Source organism: Desulfobacter latus (assembly GCF_013389365.1).
GTDB classification, from domain to species: Bacteria; Desulfobacterota; Desulfobacteria; order Desulfobacterales; family Desulfobacteraceae; genus Desulfobacter; species Desulfobacter latus.
Genome location: NZ_JACADJ010000076.1, coordinates 1 through 18,370, shown reverse-complemented (window position 1 = coordinate 18,370; position 18,370 = coordinate 1). Strand labels below are relative to the sequence as shown.

The following is an 18,370-nucleotide window of genomic DNA, read 5'->3' as shown; positions in this document are numbered from 1 at the left end:
AGTTCATGCCCTCTGGGCTTAACCCAAATCCTGGCCCTTCGGGTCAGGATTTTTACTTATAAAACACTACTTATGATTTTAATAAATTACTTATTGATATTTTTTAATACTTTTAAATCGACTATATCATTGAACTGGTGAAGGATCATGGAGAGTTGTCCATATCAGAAATCGAATCCATCACAGGGGCCAACCGGAACACCATAAAGAAAAAGCTGGCAGAACTGGTGCGGGACAACCATCTAAGCAGGCAGGGCCAGGGGAAAGGGACCCGGTATATAAGATAGCGCATCGTCTCGGGTTATCAGCAATCCTAAAGATTAAACGCTTTAATTGAAAAATCCGCACAAAGCCACCAAGACACAAAGATTCTATTTGGTTTTTTGACTCTTTGTGCCTTGGTGGCTTTGTGCGAGAATAAATTTAGGGAATTACCGAAAAAAAACAAAGTAAGCTTAAAGTTAAAATATAACCCTGACAAGCTTGACAACCACATCATATTTATGAAAGAAAACCCTAATTCAAAAAACTTTCTTTTAGCGTCTTCCATGAGAAGGCGTTGAGCCTCCATGAAAAATTCATTTTTTTTCAGACGAAATTTTTTGAAAAACCGCCAATCAGCTCCGTAAATACAGAAAACGGTCACAAAATAATTGGTTGTAATTGTAATACCCAAGGAAATATCCACCCATGAAATTCGGAAAATACCTGTTCCACATCAAACTGACCCGGGACGCTGTTCTGCCTGCGTACAAAGGGTCCACATTCAGAGGGCTTTTGGGGCATGCGTTGAAACGTACCGTGTGTGCGCTGAAAAACCAGACCTGCGCCACCTGCATTTTACGGCAAAACTGCACCTATGCCTTGGTATTTGAAACCGCCCATGCCCTGCCGGCACCGGAAAACGCCAAGATTTCCGACCCGCCGCACCCCATGGTCCTGGAACCGCCTTTAACGGAAGAAAAAGACTTCTCAATCGGCGATACCCTGGCATGCGGCATAATCCTTTTCGGAGACCTGAACCGGCACCTGCCCTATTTTATTTATGCCTTTGACCAGATGGGCCGCATCGGCCTGGGTAAAAGCCTGAACGGCAACCGGGCCGGGTTTACCCTGGAATCGGTCACCTTTGGCGATAAAGCGGTTTATTCAAAAGCGGACGGCCGGGTCACACTGCCGGATCTTTTGCCGACGCTTGACCTGACCCCGGATCAGGACAAAAGCCCGGATCAGGTCACACTGAAACTGCACACCCCGTTCAGGGTCAGCTCAAAAACCGGCCAGGCACCGGACCTGCCCTTTGACCTTCTAATGCGTTCCCTGATCCGCCGGTGTACCGCCCTGTTCAATACCTACGGCGACGGCGAACCACCCCTGAACTACCCGGACCTGGTAAAAAGCGCCGGCCGGGTGCGCCTGACAGACAACCGCCTGTCCTGGTTTGACTGGCAGCGCTACTCGTCCCGCCAGGAGACGAAAATGTATATGGGCGGGCTCCTCGGGCAAGTGGCCTACCAGGGCGACCTTGGACCGTTCATGCCGTTTCTTCGCATGGCACAAACCGTTCATGCCGGAAAAAATACGGCGTTCGGGCTGGGTAAGGTTAGCTTAGAGGCAATGAACCAATGAATACCCCCCAAAAGGCAAAACCACAAAACATGTTCCTGATGTTTAATCATTCACTTTCCGAAGATCAGGAAACCGATGCCCGAAACATCTGGGGCGCGCAACTGCAATTTGTCGGACTTCCGACACAGTTAAAAGCACTTTGGGCACAAATTCCCGCAGACCAAACGAGAATCTTTGACACGCTGGCCCCTTTTCGAACCTGGCTTGAAAAGGCGTCCTGCCCCAATGATCTTGTTTTAATCCAAGGGGATTTCGGTGCCACCTGGATCATGGTCCACTATGCATTAAACAACAATCTTTTACCGGTTTATTCCGTCACCGCCAGACAGGCCAGGGAGGAAACTGCGCCGGATGGTACCGTAAAAACCACGCATGTCTTTAAACACCGGATGTTCCGCTTATACGGCGTATAAAATTTAGGAGAAAAATATGGCACATGTTTTTATCAGTTTTCTTGGAATCGGCAATTTCAATAAGACGCCGGGGTATGACCAGGCCGAATATGCCTGGACAGAAAAAACACCGCAAACCATGACCTGCTGTTTTGCCCAGACCGCCATTCTTGCGGGACTGGAAGCGAGTGAAAATCAAAACGACACCGTGGACCGGGCCGTTCTGTTCTGCACCCGTGAATCCCATGAAAAACATCTGGATGCATTAAAGGATGAGTTCAAACGCCACCTCAAACAAATGCCGGAAATTATTATCCCGGATCTGGTCCCCACAGACATGACCGCTGACAACCAGTGGGCCTGGTTTGAACAGCTCCTGGACAATGTGGGCTTTGGTGACAGGCTTATCATGGACTTTACCCATGGCATGCGGGCCGTCCCCATTATATTTTCCAGCGCTGTTGGTTTTCTGACCAGGGCAAAACACATCACCCTGGATCATGCCCTGTATGCCTGGTACGACCGGGAGCGGAAAGACGCCCCCCACCCCATTGTGGACATGAAAGATTTTTATGTCATCAATGACTGGGCCGAATCCGTGGCCCGCTTAACCGACGATGCCGATGCCAGGAAGCTGGGGGACATGGCCAAACAATCCCAGGTAGATGCCCTGGCCCCCCTGGCCGATGAACATCTGATCGCCGCTTTCCAGGAAATGACCGACTGCATCCGTAACGTGGATGTGAACAACGTCTCCCAGAAGGTCAATGACGCCCTGGCTTATGTCCAACAAAGCCGCACCCGGGTGGGCGGTTCGGCCCGGCTGATGCTGGACCTGGTCTGGGAAAAATTCTGCACCCTGGCCACGGACTATCCCCCCAGCGGCCGGTATGACCAGCCCTATTTTGAAACCCAGATTAAAATTATCGAGGTTTTGATGGAACATCGGCTTTTCATGCAGGCGTTTACTGCCATGCGTGAAATGGTTGGGTCCATCGGAATGGTCGGTTTAACCGGGAAATATGGGAATAAAGAGATAGCGTCAAATAAAGGACGAAGATACAGACGGTTTGCCGATATCTTTATCCGCATGGTTAGCATTGCGGAAACGCCTGAGGGTAACAAAAAAGGCTGGAAATTTGTTGGGCAGGACGCAAAAGATAAAGATACGTTGTATCCATGGTTCCTTGAGTTGAAAGATGCTGAAATAGAGCAAAAACTGCGCTGTATAGTAAAAGAAATCGTTGATATCCGCAATGGGTTTGACCATGCATGGACATCAAGAACTGGTGCATTGGAAGAAATTGAAGAAAAAGGAAAAGAATATTTGACGGTATTACACGATATTGTAAGCCAAATGGCGGAACAAAACTTGTTTTCCTGATAGACCGATAATTTGGTTTAAGCAGCCCTGTGCTCAGCACGGCCTGTGTTAAAAACATCATACGGAGAGGCTTATGAACAAAACCACATTAAAAACAGCCATGTCAGCTTTTTTTCACGACATCGGAAAATTTATTGACCCCAAAATTCTTGAATTACCATCGGGGTATGCCAACGAGAATGCAGGCGCGTTCCTGCCGTCATTTAATGGCAAGTATTCCCACTGGCATGCCCTGTATACTGCCGGATTCATAGAACAAACATCGGCACACCTTCCTGCTGAACTTAACACTGGAAACTTTGGGGACGGCGATGCATTTATCAGGCTGGCTGCCGCCCACCATGATCCCTCGTCAGCCATGGAATGGATTGTGGCCCTGGCGGATCGCATCAGCAGCGGCATGGACAGAGAAACCTTTGACAAGGACAGCACGCAGTCTGTTCAGATCAAGGATTATAAAACAACCAGACTGTTGCCAGTGTTTGAACATATGACGCTGGCGGATGCCCCGGAATCTCTGACAGCAGAAAAATGCAGGTTCAGATATCCTTTGAAGCCACTGACGGCCGAATCTATTTTTCCGGTTCAACAAAACAATGATTCACCGACAAACCGCGCGTCCGCTACTGCCGAATATCAGGATCTCACAAAAGAGTTTCTGGCGCAGATGGACAGACTGGCTCACGCGGAAACCAATACAGCGCTTTGGTTTGAACATTTTGATTCCCTGGTCAAGGAATATACCTGGGCCATTCCTGCCGCACGAGTTGGAAAAGTGATACCGGATGTTTCCCTATATGACCATTTAAGGACATCTGCGGCAATTGCCGCAGCCATGTACCTGTTTCATGCAGATTCCAACACACTGGAACCCCGGGCCGTTAAAAATTTCGACGATGAAAAGTTTTTGTTGATCTCCGGCAGTTTCAGCGGTATCCAGAATTTTATTTTTTCCAGCGGCGGAGAATCTGCCAAATACCGGTCAAAAATAATGCGGGGCCGTTCTTTTTATGTTTCTCTTCTTTCCGAGCTTGCCGCACAACTTTTATGCAGCAAAATCGGACTGCCCCATACGTCTGTGATGTTTAATGCCGGCGGGCGGTTTACCCTGCTGGCCCCGAACACGGACAGTGCTGCCAACGCCCTTATTGCTGCTGAAAAAGAGATCAACGACTGGCTGGTGAAACAAACCTATGGTGAGACCAGTATGCTCTTTTCCTCTGTCACCGCAAAAAGCCGTGACTTTGAATCAACCCATTTTTCAGCATTATGGGAACGGTTAATAAAAGCTGGAGATGAAAAAAAATATTCAAAACTGGACCTGGCCGCTTATGGTGGTGCAGTTGAAGATTATCTGGACAAATTCTGTAATGATCTGTCTTCGGCTGTCTGCCCGTTATGCGGTAAAAGGCCGGCCGAACGTGGCGTCGCAGTACATGATATTCATAGCTGTGGCCTGTGCAGGGATCACATATTTCTTGGGGAGAATCTGGTAAAACATCCTTATGTTGTTATCACGGAAAAGGATACTGATTTTCCGGGAAAACGGCTCGCTAATCCGGTTTTTGAACAATTCCAGCTTTATTTTTCAAAAACTGATCCCACCAGGGCAACAAAATCCGACGAAATATTGAAATATTGGTGCCTTGATGTCGGACAGGCCGATACTGAATTTGCCAGGGTCTCTAATCGACAGCTTAACGGATATATTCCTGTATATTCAGACACAGACCAGGGAGAGGACGCGGAACCAGGTATGCCGAAAACGTTGAACGACCTTGCTGCTGATGCCGCGACAAACGGCCAGGGGGTTGAAGCACTGGGCGTTCTTAAAGCGGATGTGGATAATTTGGGATTGCTTATGGCATGCGGCTTAAGAAAACATCTTTACACGGTGTCACGTATGGCCAGTTTAAGCCGTCAGCTGGATCACTTTTTTTCACTTTTCCTGCCGGACTTTTTGTCAAACTCGGAAAAATTTCAAAATATATATACGGTATTTGCCGGCGGTGATGACCTTTTTTTGATCGGACCGTGGAATCGTATTATCGAACTGTCCACGGTTCTGGAAAATAAATTCAAGGCGTATGTGTGCCAAAATCCGGAAATAACATTTTCGGCCGGTATCACCCTGCACAAACCCCACACACCGATCAATACGCTTGCCAAAGCTTCGGAAGACGCCCTGGAACAATCCAAGCATGGCGGCAGGAAACGAATCACCCTGTTTGGACATACCGTGGCGTGGCCTGTTTTCAACGATCTTGATGCGGTTCGTGACGAACTTTATCAATGGACGGCAGATCAGTGGATCAGCCTGGTGTTTCTTTACCGGATCAACTTTTTTATTGCCATGGCAGAACAGGAAAAACGGCTGGTGGCCGCCTCACAGGAGGGGATCCCCCTTGACCGGATGAACTGCACCCAGTGGCGCGCCAAACTGGCCTATTCTCTGGAGCGAAGCAGCATAGCCGGCATTGATCCGGGCCAAAGAAAAGAACGCCTGAACCATGTCAGAGAAAAAATGGCCATGTGGCTTACGGTTTACGGCGGTGATCTGAGAATTGCTTTGTGGGTTTTACAATACAGCTTAAGAAAGGAGAGTAGAAATGGATAAAATAGAATTCTGGAAAGACAGAGAAAAAAAAATCATTGATCCTGAATTATTTTCAAAAAAAGCGGAAAATTTTGCCCTTGAAATTGCAAAAGATAACCAACAATTCAAAGGTGTTAACAAGAGGACCCAATTGAGAAAATTTTTTGATGAAATCGTCAGTCTCAACATGCAGGCCAAAACATCTCCCCACGGGTGGGAAAACATTCTCCCCCTGGTTCATATGGTAACGGCAAAAGCCGCTTACGCCAAAGGGCGGAAACTGATATCAGACAATTTCCTCAATTTTATTAAGGCGTCGGTAAACCAGGTAGAGGAGCCTTGTGACCTGGATGTGTTCAACTCTTTTTTTGAATCATTTATCGGTTTTTACAGACTTCATGGACCCAACAACTAAGCGAAAGGATGAATAAAATGAAACTTGTAGATATAAAGGAAATTACCGGGACAATCCAATTGAAAAGCGGACTTCACATCGGCGCTGGTGACACGGAAATGCGCATCGGCGGCACAGACAATCCTGTTGTGAAACATCCCCACACCAATGAACCCTATATTCCGGGATCTTCCCTGAAAGGAAAAACCCGATCGCTTCTTGAACTCTCTTCAGGGCTTATGGGAATGACCGACGGGGCACCTCTGGGTATAAAAGATTATAAAAAGCTTGAAGGCGAGGCCCAAGAAACCTGTAAAGCCATCCTTTCCCTGTTTGGTGCCAGCGGAGCCGATGCTGACGAAAAAAATGAAATCGGCGTGACCCGTCTCTCCTTTGCCGATGCCCCCTTGAGTGCAGCATGGAAAAAAAAAGCCCAGGCAAGCCATCTTGCGTTTACCGAAGTTAAATCTGAAAATTCAATTAACCGGATTAAAGGAACAGCTGAGAATCCCAGGTTTACAGAGCGGGTACCGGCTGAAACACAGTTCAGCTTTTCAATTTCCCTGAAAGTACTGCAGGGGGACGAAGGACTTGAAGACCTTTTGTTCAAAGGATTGAAACTGCTGGAACAGGATGCGCTCGGCGGTTCGGGCAGCCGGGGGTACGGTAAAATTAAGTTTTTGTTCGACCAGCCGGAAATACAGGCCAAATTTGATAACGCATCCCCCTTGGTTTAGGAGGTAAGCATTGGAACTTTATAAAATAACCATACGCCCGGATTCAGGCTTCGGGACTAGCGTGAAGGGCGATACACTGTTCGGGCACTTCTGCTGGCAGGCAGCCCATGATCCGGACCTTTTGAAAACAGATCTGGAAACGGCCATTGAACAATACGCCCGAAAACCGTTTGCTGTTTTTTCTTCAGCCGTACCAACGGATGCCGTTCAAGGTGCCCCCCATTGTTTTAAACGGCCGGATATCCCGCTGGATTGGTTTCTATCGTCCGAACAGTTGTCAAAAAAAGAAAAAATCCTGGCCGCTAAGGACTTAAAAGGGAAAAAGTGGATCAAGGGCAATGTCGATTTGATACTTGACGCCACCCGAAAAAATCTTGCGGCCGATAGTGATTTTATGGACAATGGGGTAAGTGAAATCGGGACATATGCCCACAACACCATTAACCGGATGACCGGCACAACCGGTAAAGGCCGCTTTGCCCCGTTTGAAACCACCATATCCTGGTTCTATCCAGGTGTTCTTCTTTCTTTATTTATCCTGGCAGACCCTGAATTTCTTGATAAAGAGGACCTGGTCAAAGGAATGTCAAGAATCGGAAAATTCGGTTTTGGGCGGGATGCCTCCACAGGCATGGGGCGCTTTACAATTCTTGACACCTGCCTGCTTCCCCTGCCTGACCTGTCTGCGGGCGATGCGCTTTATACCCTTGCACCCTGTCTGCCGGAGAAGGAGCGGTTCAATCAAACCTGGTTCACCCCGTTTGTCCGGTTCGGCAAACACGGAGACCTGCTGGCAGGCGTGCGACGGCCATTTAAAAATCCTGTAGTGATGGCTGATGAAGGCGCTGTCTGCATTCCGGCCGAAAAAATTGAAACCCCGTACATCGGCTGTGCCGTCACCCATGTATCAAAGGCCATGCCTGAAACCGTTGTGCAGGCGTATGCGCCTGTGCTGCCCATCCGTCTGGGAGGTCGCCATGAAAACAACCTATAAATGCGTTATCACTGTTAATTCTCCTTTGCACATCGGCTGTGATGAAGTGTATGAACCCATGGGGTTTGTGCTGGATGAGGAACAAAAGGAACTGATCGCCTTTGATCCCGTATCATTTATAAACAGTTTGTCCCCGGCAGATAAGAGTACCCTTTCTTCCCTGTGCTGTTTAGGGGATCTCCCTTCAATCCTGCGAATTTATAAATTTTTCCAGGGCAGGAAAGCCCAAGGCAGAAGAGTCAGTGTGGCCCCGGCGTTTATAAATCATTATCGCAGCACATTAAAAATTCCCGAAAACAAAATCCAGCAGGAACTTAACAAATTTGTTATCGAACGCACGGCATTTCGGACGGCAGACAACCGGCCTTTTATCCCGGGCTCGTCTATCAAAGGAGCCTTGCGGACAGGCTACTTGAACCATGTGTGCGGCGGAAAAAATATGCGGGAAAGAGATGCTAAGGCCCTTGAAAAAAAACTGCTGGATTATCAATCCATCGAACAGGATCCTTTTGGACATGTCAAGGTGTCCGATTTTCAACCAGCCGGAGAGATTCAAACCAGGATTGTGTATGCCGTGAACAAGAAAAAAAAGGTATCGGAGAAAGAAGCCCGGGGGCCTTACCAGATTCTGGAAGTGATTGAGCCCGGAGCCGCCTTTATCGGGGAAATAACTGTTGGACAGCCGGCCCCTGAAAGCCCTGTCCGGGAGCCTGTTGAGCTCAAAGCACTTTTATCCGGGACCCACGACTTTTATGCAAAAGAACACAAAAGGGAAAATCGGGAGCTCAGCGCTGTGGGTATTGCTGCCCAGGATTTTATTCAAACGGACACCCTGTTGATACGCATGGGCCGTCATTGCGGCGCAGAATCCATGACCGTTGCCGGAAACCGGGACATAAAAATTATGAAAGGTCCCAGAACAAAGCCCGCTTTTCTTGATCATGCCACAACTCTATGGCTGGCTTCCTCTGACCATAAAGATAAAAATATTAAAGGACTCCAACCTTTTGGCTGGTCCGGCATATCCCGTCTTGATGCTGACCTTGAAACCCGGTTGTCGGAACGGGAAAACGTCTATGCAGCCCTGAAAGCCCAAGAGGAAAAAGAACAGTTGGCTGAAGCGCAGTTACAGATTCAAAAGGCGGCTGAAGCCCAAAAAATGATGGAAGAAAAGGCGGCCCGTGAAGCGGCTGAAGCAGCAGAACGGGAAAAAAAGCAAAAAGAGCTGGAAGCCATGTCTCCCCAGGACCGGGAACTGGCTGAAATATTTGATGAGAACTCGGTTAATGAAAATAAGGTGGTGGATTTGTATAAGCGGCTTGATGAAATGGAAGATGATTTCAAGATCAAATCCGCAGAAAAGATAAAGGCATTTTATATCAGTGAAAATAAATGGAACGTGAATAAAAAGAAGAAAAAGCAATTTGCCAAGGTTCAGCATCTCAAGAGCATTCTGGGTGAATCTTAGATAGGATTTATGTAATGTTTTTCCTGGTCTGCTTTGATATTGTTGACAACCGGGTCCGGTACAGGGTAGTAAAGATCCTGAAAGGATACGGGACCCGGGTTCAAAAGTCCGTATTTGAATGTGCCAATATGACCGAATACAAATTCATGAAAATGCAGTCGGATCTGGAGGAGATCATTGACCATGGTGAGGACACCATCCGTTATTATCCGCTTTGCAAACATTGCGTGGGTCAGGTGGAATTCTCCGGCACCGGGAATCCGCCCAATACACGGGCCTATTCCGTGTCATGAGGCCGTTTAGATCTTTTAAAATTTGTTCAAAAAATACATCAAGGAGGTCCGTCACTTTGATATATTTATTAAAATCAGTATGTTGCGCTAAAAACAGCATAATTTTAAGTGTGAAATTTTTTTCCGAAACCCCAAAATGGGGTAGGTCCGTTAAATCGGCCCTGGAAAGCCTTGATTGATAAGTGTTTCAGATACCCAGGGTCAGAAAGACTGCCTCGATTAGAGAGGATTGAGACTTGCCCATTGTTTTCAGCGTGGTGGCCAACATCACGGTCAGAAAGACTGCCTCGATTAGAGAGGATTGAGACTTGGTATCAGTACAGAATACCGATATATTCCCACTCTCTGTCAGAAAGACTGCCTCGATTAGAGAGGATTGAGACTAGACAATTCAAAGCTTTGCATTTGACTTACCAGTCTGTCAGAAAGACTGCCTCGATTAGAGAGGATTGAGACTTTGTTTCTCCTTTAAATTAGTTGTTATTCAAAATTACGTCAGAAAGACTGCCTCGATTAGAGAGGATTGAGACATAATTTTCTCCTTATATTAATGTTATGTGTCTTTGGTCAGAAAGACTGCCTCGATTAGAGAGGATTGAGACCAAGGCCATAATCCAGAGCAAAAGCCCCTGGCGGTCAGAAAGACTGCCTCGATTAGAGAGGATTGAGACATATAGCGGACATTACTTTGTTTCCTTTTAGATTATAGTTCCGGTCATATGACTTGATACCGTTTTTTAGGCATAACATATTGATTTATTTCAGCAATTCTAAATTTGGAACAACCCAAAAACTCTCAATTTTTTCAAGCAGATATGATAGAATTTTTTTTGACAATAAAAAACTAAAATTTGAATTTCAAAGCAAATCGATGAAAAAATGAGAAAACATGACTTTGTTTAAAATCAACCAAATGGGTTAACGATTTGATATGTAAAGATAAAATCCAAATTGAGAATTGCTGGATTTATTTGTTTTAAGTTCCAAGTTTTGGTATCAAGTCATTTGACCGGAACTATAGTCAGAAAGACTGCCTCGATTAGAGAGGATTGAGACTACTATTTTCCCTTTTTGTTGTTCTCATAGACTTGTGGTCAGAAAGACTGCCTCGATTAGAGAGGATTGAGACTTTTCTACTGCCGGCACCTGGTGAGGCATGAGATCGTCAGAAAGACTGCCTCGATTAGAGAGGATTGAGACTTGTCAAGACGTTATGTCAAATAAATCGGTTTGCCAGGAAGTCAGAAAGACTGCCTCGATTAGAGAGGATTGAGACTGCTTTTTTCTATGTTGAGTCATTAAGGACTGGCCCCGATAACGATCGAATCTGCCCCCCAGGCAAAAATATTTTAAAAAGTGTCACTCCGCCTCCGTATGGATTCTCAGACAATCCAACATCCCAAAGGAGGCGATCATGGTAAAGCTTCAGGCCGCAGCAAGAATTGTTCAGACCCCCCAAAGCAAAACGCCGGCACAGATGGAGACCCCCTGCACCGGTAAGCAGGCAGACCTGTTTTCCGACCAGGATCTGTTTGGCGTGAAAAAAGGGGCATTCATCAAAAAATCCCGGAACCGGGTTTTAGCCGATATTGAAGAGCTCTCCAAAAATAACCGGTGGGATGATATGTTAAGCCTTTACCATCCCGTGGACGACAAACTGCCGGATCTTATCCGGGCAGGGATTGATATCCCGGTGCGCCAGAAAATCGCCTTTGCACTGGGACAGATCGGGGCCTTTGATGATGCCATCAAAGAACTGATGGTATGTATTCGCGCCGAACCGGAAAATTTCATGTCCCGGGCATCCCTGGCCTACACGGCGTATAACAGCCTTTATGCCGCGAAAAACAAAAAAATTTTTCTGTCGGGCAACGCCCGGACCGAACGGATCGCCCTGGCCCATGAGCATTTTAAAAAGGCCCAGGACCTGCGCCCGGAAGGCATCACCAACTTTTACAGACAGGGGATGCTTTTTTCCCAGATTGAAAACAAGCCTGGACCCGGCCTGGAAAAATTTGAAATCGCCTGCTTTAACTGGGAACGCCTGACTGACGAACAAAGGGCGGAAAGGCAGCAGGAAAAAAAGAACTATGTAAAAGCCCTTTACAGGTCCGCGTCCCTGCTGCTGGCATCGGGAAACGGCACAAAGGCGCTTGATCGGATTACGACCTGCCTGAAACAGGATGAGCAGACCAATTACATCAGTCTGGCGTTCAAATACTTTGCCCTGGGCAAAGTTCAATTCTGGATGGATCGGTATGACGAAGCCAAAAGCGCCCTGCTTTTCGCCCTGCAAAGCAGCGGCCGGAATGTCTCAACGGATTTCATCCATGAACTTCTGGCCCGGACATACCTGGCATCAGGGCAAACCGATAAGGCCATGGAAGCCATCGGAGGTGTTCCCGAAAAATTCAGAAGGCCCTATTACCGGTGGACCGAGGCAGATATCCTGTGTACGACCGGTCAATTTGGAACGGCGAAAACGATTTTAAATGCAGCAGCCGACAAGGACTCAAGATCACGGCATATCAGCCTGATCCGGCTGGCAAAAATCGAATATACCCTGAAAAATTATAGCCCGGCCATGGAACATGCGGCAAAAGCATGCGATTTTTTCACCGGCAACTGGGGAAATCCGTACCTTGAAGGACTGTTCTGGCAGAGCCTGTGCGCCTTTAAAGCCGGTCATCCCCAAAAGGCGGAGCAGCTGTTGACCGAGTTGGAAGGTCACAGCCGGTTCTATCCCAATCTGGACAGGCTCAGAGCCATGATTCGGAATTAAGGTGCTGGGTTCTGGGTGCTGGGTTCTGGGTGCTGGGTGCTAGAAATTCCTATACTATAAATTTAGAGGGGAAAAGAGGGGCGATGGAACAAAAGGCACAGGAAATATCCACGCGTCAAAGCGATACGGATTACACGCTTCTGCTCAAACGCATCGGCCAGGCCCTTATCAGGGATAAGGGAACCAAAACCTATGGATTTTATTTGATGGACACGGATGCCACGGTCCGGTGTGCGGTCATTGATGCAGACCTGGTGCCGGACCTGCGGCAATGCACGGGCAAGGCGTTGGCCAAAGCCGGGACCGATATTCGCAAGGACCGTGCCTATATGATATCCAGAATCACGGAGGCCGCACAGGATATGGGCCTGTTTCCCGTTATGGAATTCAGCGGCGGAAAAGGATACCATTTCTGGTTTTTCATGGCGGCACCGGTAGAAGCCGCCCGGATTCGCCAGGCATTAACCGCTGTCTGCGATCATCTGGCCCCGGATCTTTCCTGTTTCAGCCTGGAGGTGTTTCCCAAGCAGGATCATTTGTCCGGCAAGGGGCTGGGCAATCTGGTCAAGCTGCCCCTGGGAATCCACCGGCAGACCGGCAAACGCTCTTTTTTCACAAAATGCCCGTCAAAGGACATTGAAGCCCAGCTGGCATTTTTAAGGGATGTGCCCCGGTCAGATCCGGGCCGCATTCAAAGTGAAAACAAGGCAGCCGGCGGCACACGCCTGGTTTTGCACCCGGGGATGAAGGAATTAAAAGATAAATTTCCCGATCTGTTTGAGCTGGAGCAAAAATGCCCGGCACTGGGCCGACTGTTCGCCCTGGTACGGGAACGCCGCAGCATCGGGGTCCGGGAAGAAAAAATCCTGTTCCAGACCCTGGGGTTTCTCCCCCGGGGGAAACACATGCTGCACGATCTATTTTCCTGTGATCCGGAATACAACCCGCACCTGGTAGACTTTAAACTCAGCCGGGTCCGGGGGACGCCGCTGGGCTGCCGGCGAATCCACGCCCTGACCGGTTATGACAGGGACTTTTGCCGGATAGATCCTGACGCAACCGGCTATCTGCATCCCCTGATCCATCTGGCCTCCTGGGCGGCGATCTCAGGCAAACATCCTGGAAAATCCGAAAAGATTGAAAATCTTTCCGGTGCGGTCATGAACATGAAAACCGCCATTGTTCAGCTTGAACGGTTTTTAAAGTAACGGGACAGCGCAACGCATGGAAACGATTTATGTGGTGGAACAAGGGGCCTACATCCGAAAAAAAGGAGACAGCCTGGATATTGTCAAAAAAAACCAGGTGATGGAATCCCTGCCTGCCAAAGGCTTGGAAAAACTGGTACTCACCGGGTATATCTCATTAAGCGGCCCGGTGATGGATTTTTTGATCAAAAACCGTGTGGAAACCGTTTTTCTGACACCCACCGGCCGGTTTCGGGCCAGGCTCATGATTGACGAGCATAAACATGTGGCGTTACGCAAAGCCCAGTATCTAAAACTGGAAGAGCCTGCGTTCAAGCTGACGCTGATGAAGGTGATTGTTGCAGGCAAACTGCATAACACGGCCATATTTTTAGCCCGGCGCGGCAGGGATTACAAGGAGGACAGGCTGGGGGAGGCCGCAGCCGGACTCAAGGCGCTGCAGTCTTCATTGGAAAAAGCCGAAACCCCTGACGAGGTGCGCGGGTTTGAGGGGGCCGGGGCCCGGATCTATTTCAGTGTGTTTAGATTTCTCATACGAAACGACCGCTTTTTCTTTAACAACCGGAACAGGCGGCCGCCAAAGGACCCGGTAAATGCCCTGCTCTCCTTTGTTTATACCTTATTGACAAATGAGGTGATCTCGGCAATAAAAACATGCGGGCTGGATCCATACATGGGCACCCTGCATGAAATCGTTTACGGCCGGCCGTCCCTGGCCTGTGACCTGGTTGAAGAATACCGGTGTCTGATCGGGGACCGTTTTGTATTGAATCTGCTCAACCGCAAAATGATCCGGCCGGAGGATTTTCTTTTCAGGGATACAAAAATTGAAGCCTATGCCGATGAAAAGGAGATTGCCACCCAAAGGGCCGTGGAAATGAAACCCCATCTTTATCGGACCTTTATATCGTCCTATGAGGAGTTGATGCGGGGATCATCTTCATTTCGCCGGACCATCCAGACCCAGGTCAGAGCGTTTGCAGACGGTCTTCTGGATACTGGAAAACCATACCGGCCCATTACATTTTAAAAGAACATCTGCTCTTTGACAATTTGCCCGAACACCGCTATATTGCAGCCATTGACGCGGCATATTGGGGGGTTAACGGGACCCGCGGAGGTCCGTCATTTTAATATCACCTATAAATTCAGGTAGATACCTTAAAATGTGGCAAAAAAACAGTGTGAAATTTTTTTCCGAACCCCGAAAATCGGGTAGGTCCGTTAAATCGGCTTCTGAGAGGCTTGCAGGGCAAGGCTTTCAACTACCCAGGGTCAGAACGACTGCCTCGATTAGAGAGGATTAAGACTTTAGCAGCCTTTTTACCTCTGTTCATTTTGTCTTGTCAGAACGACTGCCTCGATTAGAGAGGATTAAGACCGCTTTTTGCCCATGAAAACCAACTTTCGCCCTTAGTCAGAACGACTGCCTCGATTAGAGAGGATTAAGACTTGTTCTCCGCCATAAACTCTTTGCGTCTACGGGGTCAGAACGACTGCCTCGATTAGAGAGGATTAAGACTTTGTGATTTTTTTAAAAAGTAAACATAACATTGTCAGAACGACTGCCTCGATTAGAGAGGATTAAGACTTTGCACCGTCTGCGCTCATATCCCGGCCTGATTCGGAGTCAGAACGACTGCCTCGATTAGAGAGGATTAAGACTGGTTCTAATCGGACCATTTGATCCGATTTGTAAGTGTCAGAAAGACTGCCTCGATTAGAGAGGATTGAGAGTGAAGACGAAGAAAATATACCGAAAAATCAGTCTTCATGCGCTTCCGGATATATCAAAATGGGCAAGTTATTTAAAACTCATTCCTAAGCCAACTAAACTCGAAAATTTAGACACCCAACTCTGGCTAAATATCTTTAGTTTATTTGTGTTTGCTCTAAGGGGCTGAGCCGCAGAAACTGGTGACTGGAAACAAGAAACGTGGTCCACCCCCAAAGACGATTTGTAAATTCCCCGCTTGCTTTATGTAACCCTACACATTACAATGTCACTATGATTATAAATTTTCGTGATAATTGGCTGCAAAATTTTTTCATAGAGGACATTCAGTCCCAAAAAATACCCGCTGACATTCGTTCACGATTATTCAGGAAACTACAACTGCTGGATGATGCAACGAGTGACGCTGATCTGAGAAGTCCACCCGGCAATCACTTTGAAAAACTATCTGGAAAGCTTAAGGATAAATGCTCCATCCGTGTGAATAATCAATGGCGTATTATTTTTATTTGGGATGATAAACGCGGGGAAGCGGATGGTGTTTATCTTGATAATCATACATACAAATGAGGTGTAAAATGATTTTAACAAAACGTCAGCCTGTCAGTGTTGGTGAAATGATCACGGAGGAATTTATGGTGCCGTTGGAAATTAATCAAGGGCAGCTAGCTTCTGCGATGGGTGTCAGCCGTAGGACAGTAAATGAACTTTGCACCGGTAAAAGGTCTATCACCGTTGACACTGCATTAATGTTGGCAAAAGTATTCGGCAACACACCGAATTTCTGGCTCAATTTACAGCAGCGAAATGATTTATGGACCGCATTACATTCGCCGAAGCGAATGAAAAAAATTGAACGAGCTAGACCAATCCGTGAAGCAACAGCTTAAAAGTTCTCCGATTGACAGTCAAAGAATAAGGATTAAGACCCAATCCTGGATCAGTACCCGTTGCGCAACCTCTATGCCCTTTAGCGCCATCCGGCTGGGCCTAATCACGTTACGGGCTCCATTGCCCTAGACCACACCCGGACAAAGACCGACTTTTTCGGACTTGTATCCGAAAAAGCCTTGACTATTTCGGATTCCATGCCAGAATAGTCATTATGGATCGATATCTTACAAAATATATTCAAGAAGATTTAGATAAAAAAATTATCCTGCTGACCGGGCCGCGCCAGGCCGGCAAAACCACGCTGTCAAAAATGCTCGAACATAATTTTGATTATTTCAATTATGATTATATTGACGATAGATTAGACTTGCAGAAAAAATCCTGGGACCGGTCAAAACCCCTCATTATCTTTGATGAACTGCATAAGCTGAAAAACTGGAAAGCATGGTTGAAGGGCATTTATGACAAAGAAGGCATACCACCATCACTACTTGTTACGGGCAGTGCAAGGTTAGACACCTATAAAAAAGTGGGGGATTCCCTTGCAGGACGATTCTTCCAATTCAGATTGCATCCTTTGGATCTTAAGGAAATCAGCACGTTTTTAAAACCGGACGACCATGACGGCGAATTAGACAAGCTTTTATCGTTTGGTGGTTTTCCGGAGCCGTTTTTAAATGGAACACAGCGGTTCTATAACCGCTGGAAAAAATCTCATCTTGATATCATTCTAAAGCAAGATCTCATTGACATTGAAAATGTTCAGCAGATCACCCAGATTGAAACGATGATCCAGTTATTAAAGCACCGGGTAGGAAGCCCAGTTTCATATAGTTCTCTGGCGCAGGATCTGCAGTGTTCAGATAAAACCGTCAAAAGGTGGCTGACAATACTCGAAAATATGTATGTGCTTTTTAAAATATCACCCTTCCATAAAAACATTGCCAGGGCGATTCAAAAGGCGCCTAAATTTTACTTCTACGATACAGGCCAAGTTATTGGCGATCAAGGTATTAAGCTGGAAAATGCCGTGGCATGCGCCATACAGAAAGAATTGCATTTCCGGGAGGATTGTCTGGGGGAAGAAGGAACGCTGTATTATGTGAAAAACAAGGACGGCAAAGAGATTGATTTTTGTATTTCAAAAAATGATACCCCGTCTATATTAGTAGAGGTAAAATGGAACGATAATAATTTGAGCCCGAATTTTGAAATATTTAAAAAATTTTTCCCTGAAATTAAAATGGTGCAAATTTCAAAAAAACTGAACCGAGAAAAAACGTTTCCAAACGGCGCAGAAATCAGGCTCGCATCCAACTGGCTGTCGGAATTAAATTTTTGGCATTGATCATCATTTGGACCACCGTGTAGGTTGGGTTGAACGAAGTGAAACCCAACATTTTGTATTTTTTGGGTTTCGTTCCTCAACCCAACCTACCTTCCACGCATTGGCCGAAATAATGATCAAGGCCAAATTTTTGATAACTTACCATTTTGATATATTCGGGAGCGCAGGCGTCCCGCCTGCAGTAAAAAGCAGGCGGGACGCCTGCGCTCCCGGGTAAAATTATTTCGGGCAGAGTTTTAAGCATTGACAAGCCGGCTCTGCCCATGGTTGTTATTTGTTAACTGCGATAAAATCGTTATAATTATTTTTTGAAAACTGCCTGACGGCATCCACGGATTCTTTGTCCAGCACCTGGCCCTGGTTCTTGCAGATTTCAATGACAAGGTTACCTGTCAACTACCCACCGACACCTTTGGTGATCGGTGGGCTTGTGACTTCGGTTGCAAGTCCTGTTGATTAGCCTTGAGAGCCTTCGGGCTTTCGTTCTAAAGGAATATATAGGCACCCTGGTAATAT

General features: G+C 47.0%; 18 protein-coding genes and 2 CRISPR repeat arrays. Of the genes, 16 read left to right on the top strand and 2 right to left on the bottom strand.

Going from position 1 to position 18,370, the window contains the following annotated elements; all coding sequences use genetic code 11:
• Positions 1 to 116 precede the first annotated feature (116 nt).
• Positions 117 to 287: a DUF977 family protein gene (locus HXW94_RS15950; protein WP_343054663.1), complete on the top strand. Its 171-nt coding sequence runs from the start codon at positions 117 to 119 to the stop codon at positions 285 to 287.
• 26 nt (positions 288 to 313) lie between these two features.
• On the opposite strand, the gene HXW94_RS15945 is transcribed toward HXW94_RS15950, so the two are convergent.
• Positions 314 to 676, bottom strand: coding sequence for a hypothetical protein (locus HXW94_RS15945; RefSeq protein ID WP_178367893.1), 363 nt, complete (start codon positions 674 to 676; stop codon positions 314 to 316).
• A gap of 14 nt (positions 677 to 690) precedes the next feature.
• Here HXW94_RS15945 and cas6 point away from each other — a divergent pair, with 14 nt between their 5' ends.
• The 15 genes from cas6 (at position 691) to HXW94_RS15870 (ending at position 17,854) form a co-directional block, all read left to right on the top strand.
• Positions 691 to 1,629 carry a CRISPR system precrRNA processing endoribonuclease RAMP protein Cas6 gene (gene cas6 / locus HXW94_RS15940; protein ID WP_178367892.1) on the top strand — a complete coding sequence of 313 codons (939 nt, stop codon included), beginning with the start codon at positions 691 to 693 and terminating at the stop codon, positions 1,627 to 1,629.
• Positions 1,626 to 2,042: a CRISPR-associated protein Csx20 gene (csx20, locus tag HXW94_RS15935; protein ID WP_178367891.1), complete on the top strand. Its 417-nt coding sequence runs from the start codon at positions 1,626 to 1,628 to the stop codon at positions 2,040 to 2,042. Before cas6 ends, csx20 begins: the two co-directional genes overlap by 4 nt.
• A 16-nt stretch (positions 2,043 to 2,058) precedes the next feature.
• Positions 2,059 to 3,405, top strand: a complete 1,347-nt coding sequence (gene csx2, locus HXW94_RS15930) for a TIGR02221 family CRISPR-associated protein (protein WP_178367890.1) — start codon at positions 2,059 to 2,061, stop codon at positions 3,403 to 3,405.
• 73 nt (positions 3,406 to 3,478) lie between these two features.
• Positions 3,479 to 6,022 carry a type III-A CRISPR-associated protein Cas10/Csm1 gene (cas10, locus tag HXW94_RS15925; RefSeq protein WP_178367889.1) on the top strand — a complete coding sequence of 848 codons (2,544 nt, stop codon included), beginning with the start codon at positions 3,479 to 3,481 and terminating at the stop codon, positions 6,020 to 6,022.
• The gene (gene csm2, locus HXW94_RS15920; RefSeq protein WP_178367888.1) at positions 6,015 to 6,416 is read left to right on the top strand and encodes a type III-A CRISPR-associated protein Csm2; all 402 of its coding nucleotides are present in this window, start codon (positions 6,015 to 6,017) and stop codon (positions 6,414 to 6,416) included. Before cas10 ends, csm2 begins: the two co-directional genes overlap by 8 nt.
• 17 nt (positions 6,417 to 6,433) lie before the next feature.
• Positions 6,434 to 7,132: a type III-A CRISPR-associated RAMP protein Csm3 gene (gene csm3 / locus HXW94_RS15915; protein WP_178367887.1), complete on the top strand. Its 699-nt coding sequence runs from the start codon at positions 6,434 to 6,436 to the stop codon at positions 7,130 to 7,132.
• A 10-nt stretch (positions 7,133 to 7,142) separates the two neighbouring features.
• Positions 7,143 to 8,126: a hypothetical protein gene (locus tag HXW94_RS15910; protein ID WP_178367886.1), complete on the top strand. Its 984-nt coding sequence runs from the start codon at positions 7,143 to 7,145 to the stop codon at positions 8,124 to 8,126.
• Entirely contained in the window at positions 8,110 to 9,594 is a 1,485-nt protein-coding gene (csm5, locus tag HXW94_RS15905; RefSeq protein WP_178367885.1) for a type III-A CRISPR-associated RAMP protein Csm5, read from the top strand. Before HXW94_RS15910 ends, csm5 begins: the two co-directional genes overlap by 17 nt.
• Positions 9,595 to 9,608: 14 nt before the next feature.
• Positions 9,609 to 9,887 (top strand): CRISPR-associated endonuclease Cas2, encoded by a 279-nt coding sequence (gene cas2, locus HXW94_RS15900; RefSeq protein ID WP_178367884.1) that lies wholly within the window; start codon positions 9,609 to 9,611, stop codon positions 9,885 to 9,887.
• A gap of 200 nt (positions 9,888 to 10,087) precedes the next feature.
• A CRISPR array of direct repeats spans positions 10,088 to 10,559; the repeat unit is 37 nt; unit sequence GTCAGAAAGACTGCCTCGATTAGAGAGGATTGAGACT.
• 742 nt (positions 10,560 to 11,301) lie between these two features.
• Positions 11,302 to 12,669 (top strand): tetratricopeptide repeat protein, encoded by a 1,368-nt coding sequence (locus tag HXW94_RS15895; RefSeq protein WP_178367883.1) that lies wholly within the window; start codon positions 11,302 to 11,304, stop codon positions 12,667 to 12,669.
• An 83-nt stretch (positions 12,670 to 12,752) separates the two neighbouring features.
• The gene (locus tag HXW94_RS15890) at positions 12,753 to 13,877 is read left to right on the top strand and encodes a CRISPR-associated primase-polymerase type A1 (RefSeq protein WP_178367882.1); all 1,125 of its coding nucleotides are present in this window, start codon (positions 12,753 to 12,755) and stop codon (positions 13,875 to 13,877) included.
• A 16-nt stretch (positions 13,878 to 13,893) separates the two neighbouring features.
• Positions 13,894 to 14,907, top strand: a complete 1,014-nt coding sequence (gene cas1, locus HXW94_RS15885; protein ID WP_178367881.1) for a CRISPR-associated endonuclease Cas1 — start codon at positions 13,894 to 13,896, stop codon at positions 14,905 to 14,907.
• Positions 14,908 to 15,151: 244 nt separating this feature from the next.
• A CRISPR array of direct repeats spans positions 15,152 to 15,614; the repeat unit is 36 nt; unit sequence GTCAGAACGACTGCCTCGATTAGAGAGGATTAAGAC.
• 271 nt (positions 15,615 to 15,885) lie between these two features.
• Positions 15,886 to 16,182 carry a type II toxin-antitoxin system RelE/ParE family toxin gene (locus HXW94_RS15880; protein WP_178367880.1) on the top strand — a complete coding sequence of 99 codons (297 nt, stop codon included), beginning with the start codon at positions 15,886 to 15,888 and terminating at the stop codon, positions 16,180 to 16,182.
• A gap of 8 nt (positions 16,183 to 16,190) precedes the next feature.
• The gene (locus HXW94_RS15875) at positions 16,191 to 16,502 is read left to right on the top strand and encodes a HigA family addiction module antitoxin (protein ID WP_178367879.1); all 312 of its coding nucleotides are present in this window, start codon (positions 16,191 to 16,193) and stop codon (positions 16,500 to 16,502) included.
• Positions 16,503 to 16,717: 215 nt separating this feature from the next.
• The gene (locus HXW94_RS15870; RefSeq protein ID WP_178367878.1) at positions 16,718 to 17,854 is read left to right on the top strand and encodes an ATP-binding protein; all 1,137 of its coding nucleotides are present in this window, start codon (positions 16,718 to 16,720) and stop codon (positions 17,852 to 17,854) included.
• 270 nt (positions 17,855 to 18,124) lie between these two features.
• Here the strand turns inward: HXW94_RS15870 and HXW94_RS19925 are convergent, their stop codons facing one another.
• On the bottom strand, positions 18,125 to 18,250 hold the full coding sequence (locus HXW94_RS19925) for a hypothetical protein (protein WP_281357855.1): 126 nt from the start codon (positions 18,248 to 18,250) through the stop codon (positions 18,125 to 18,127).
• Positions 18,251 to 18,370: the final 120 nt, after the last annotated feature.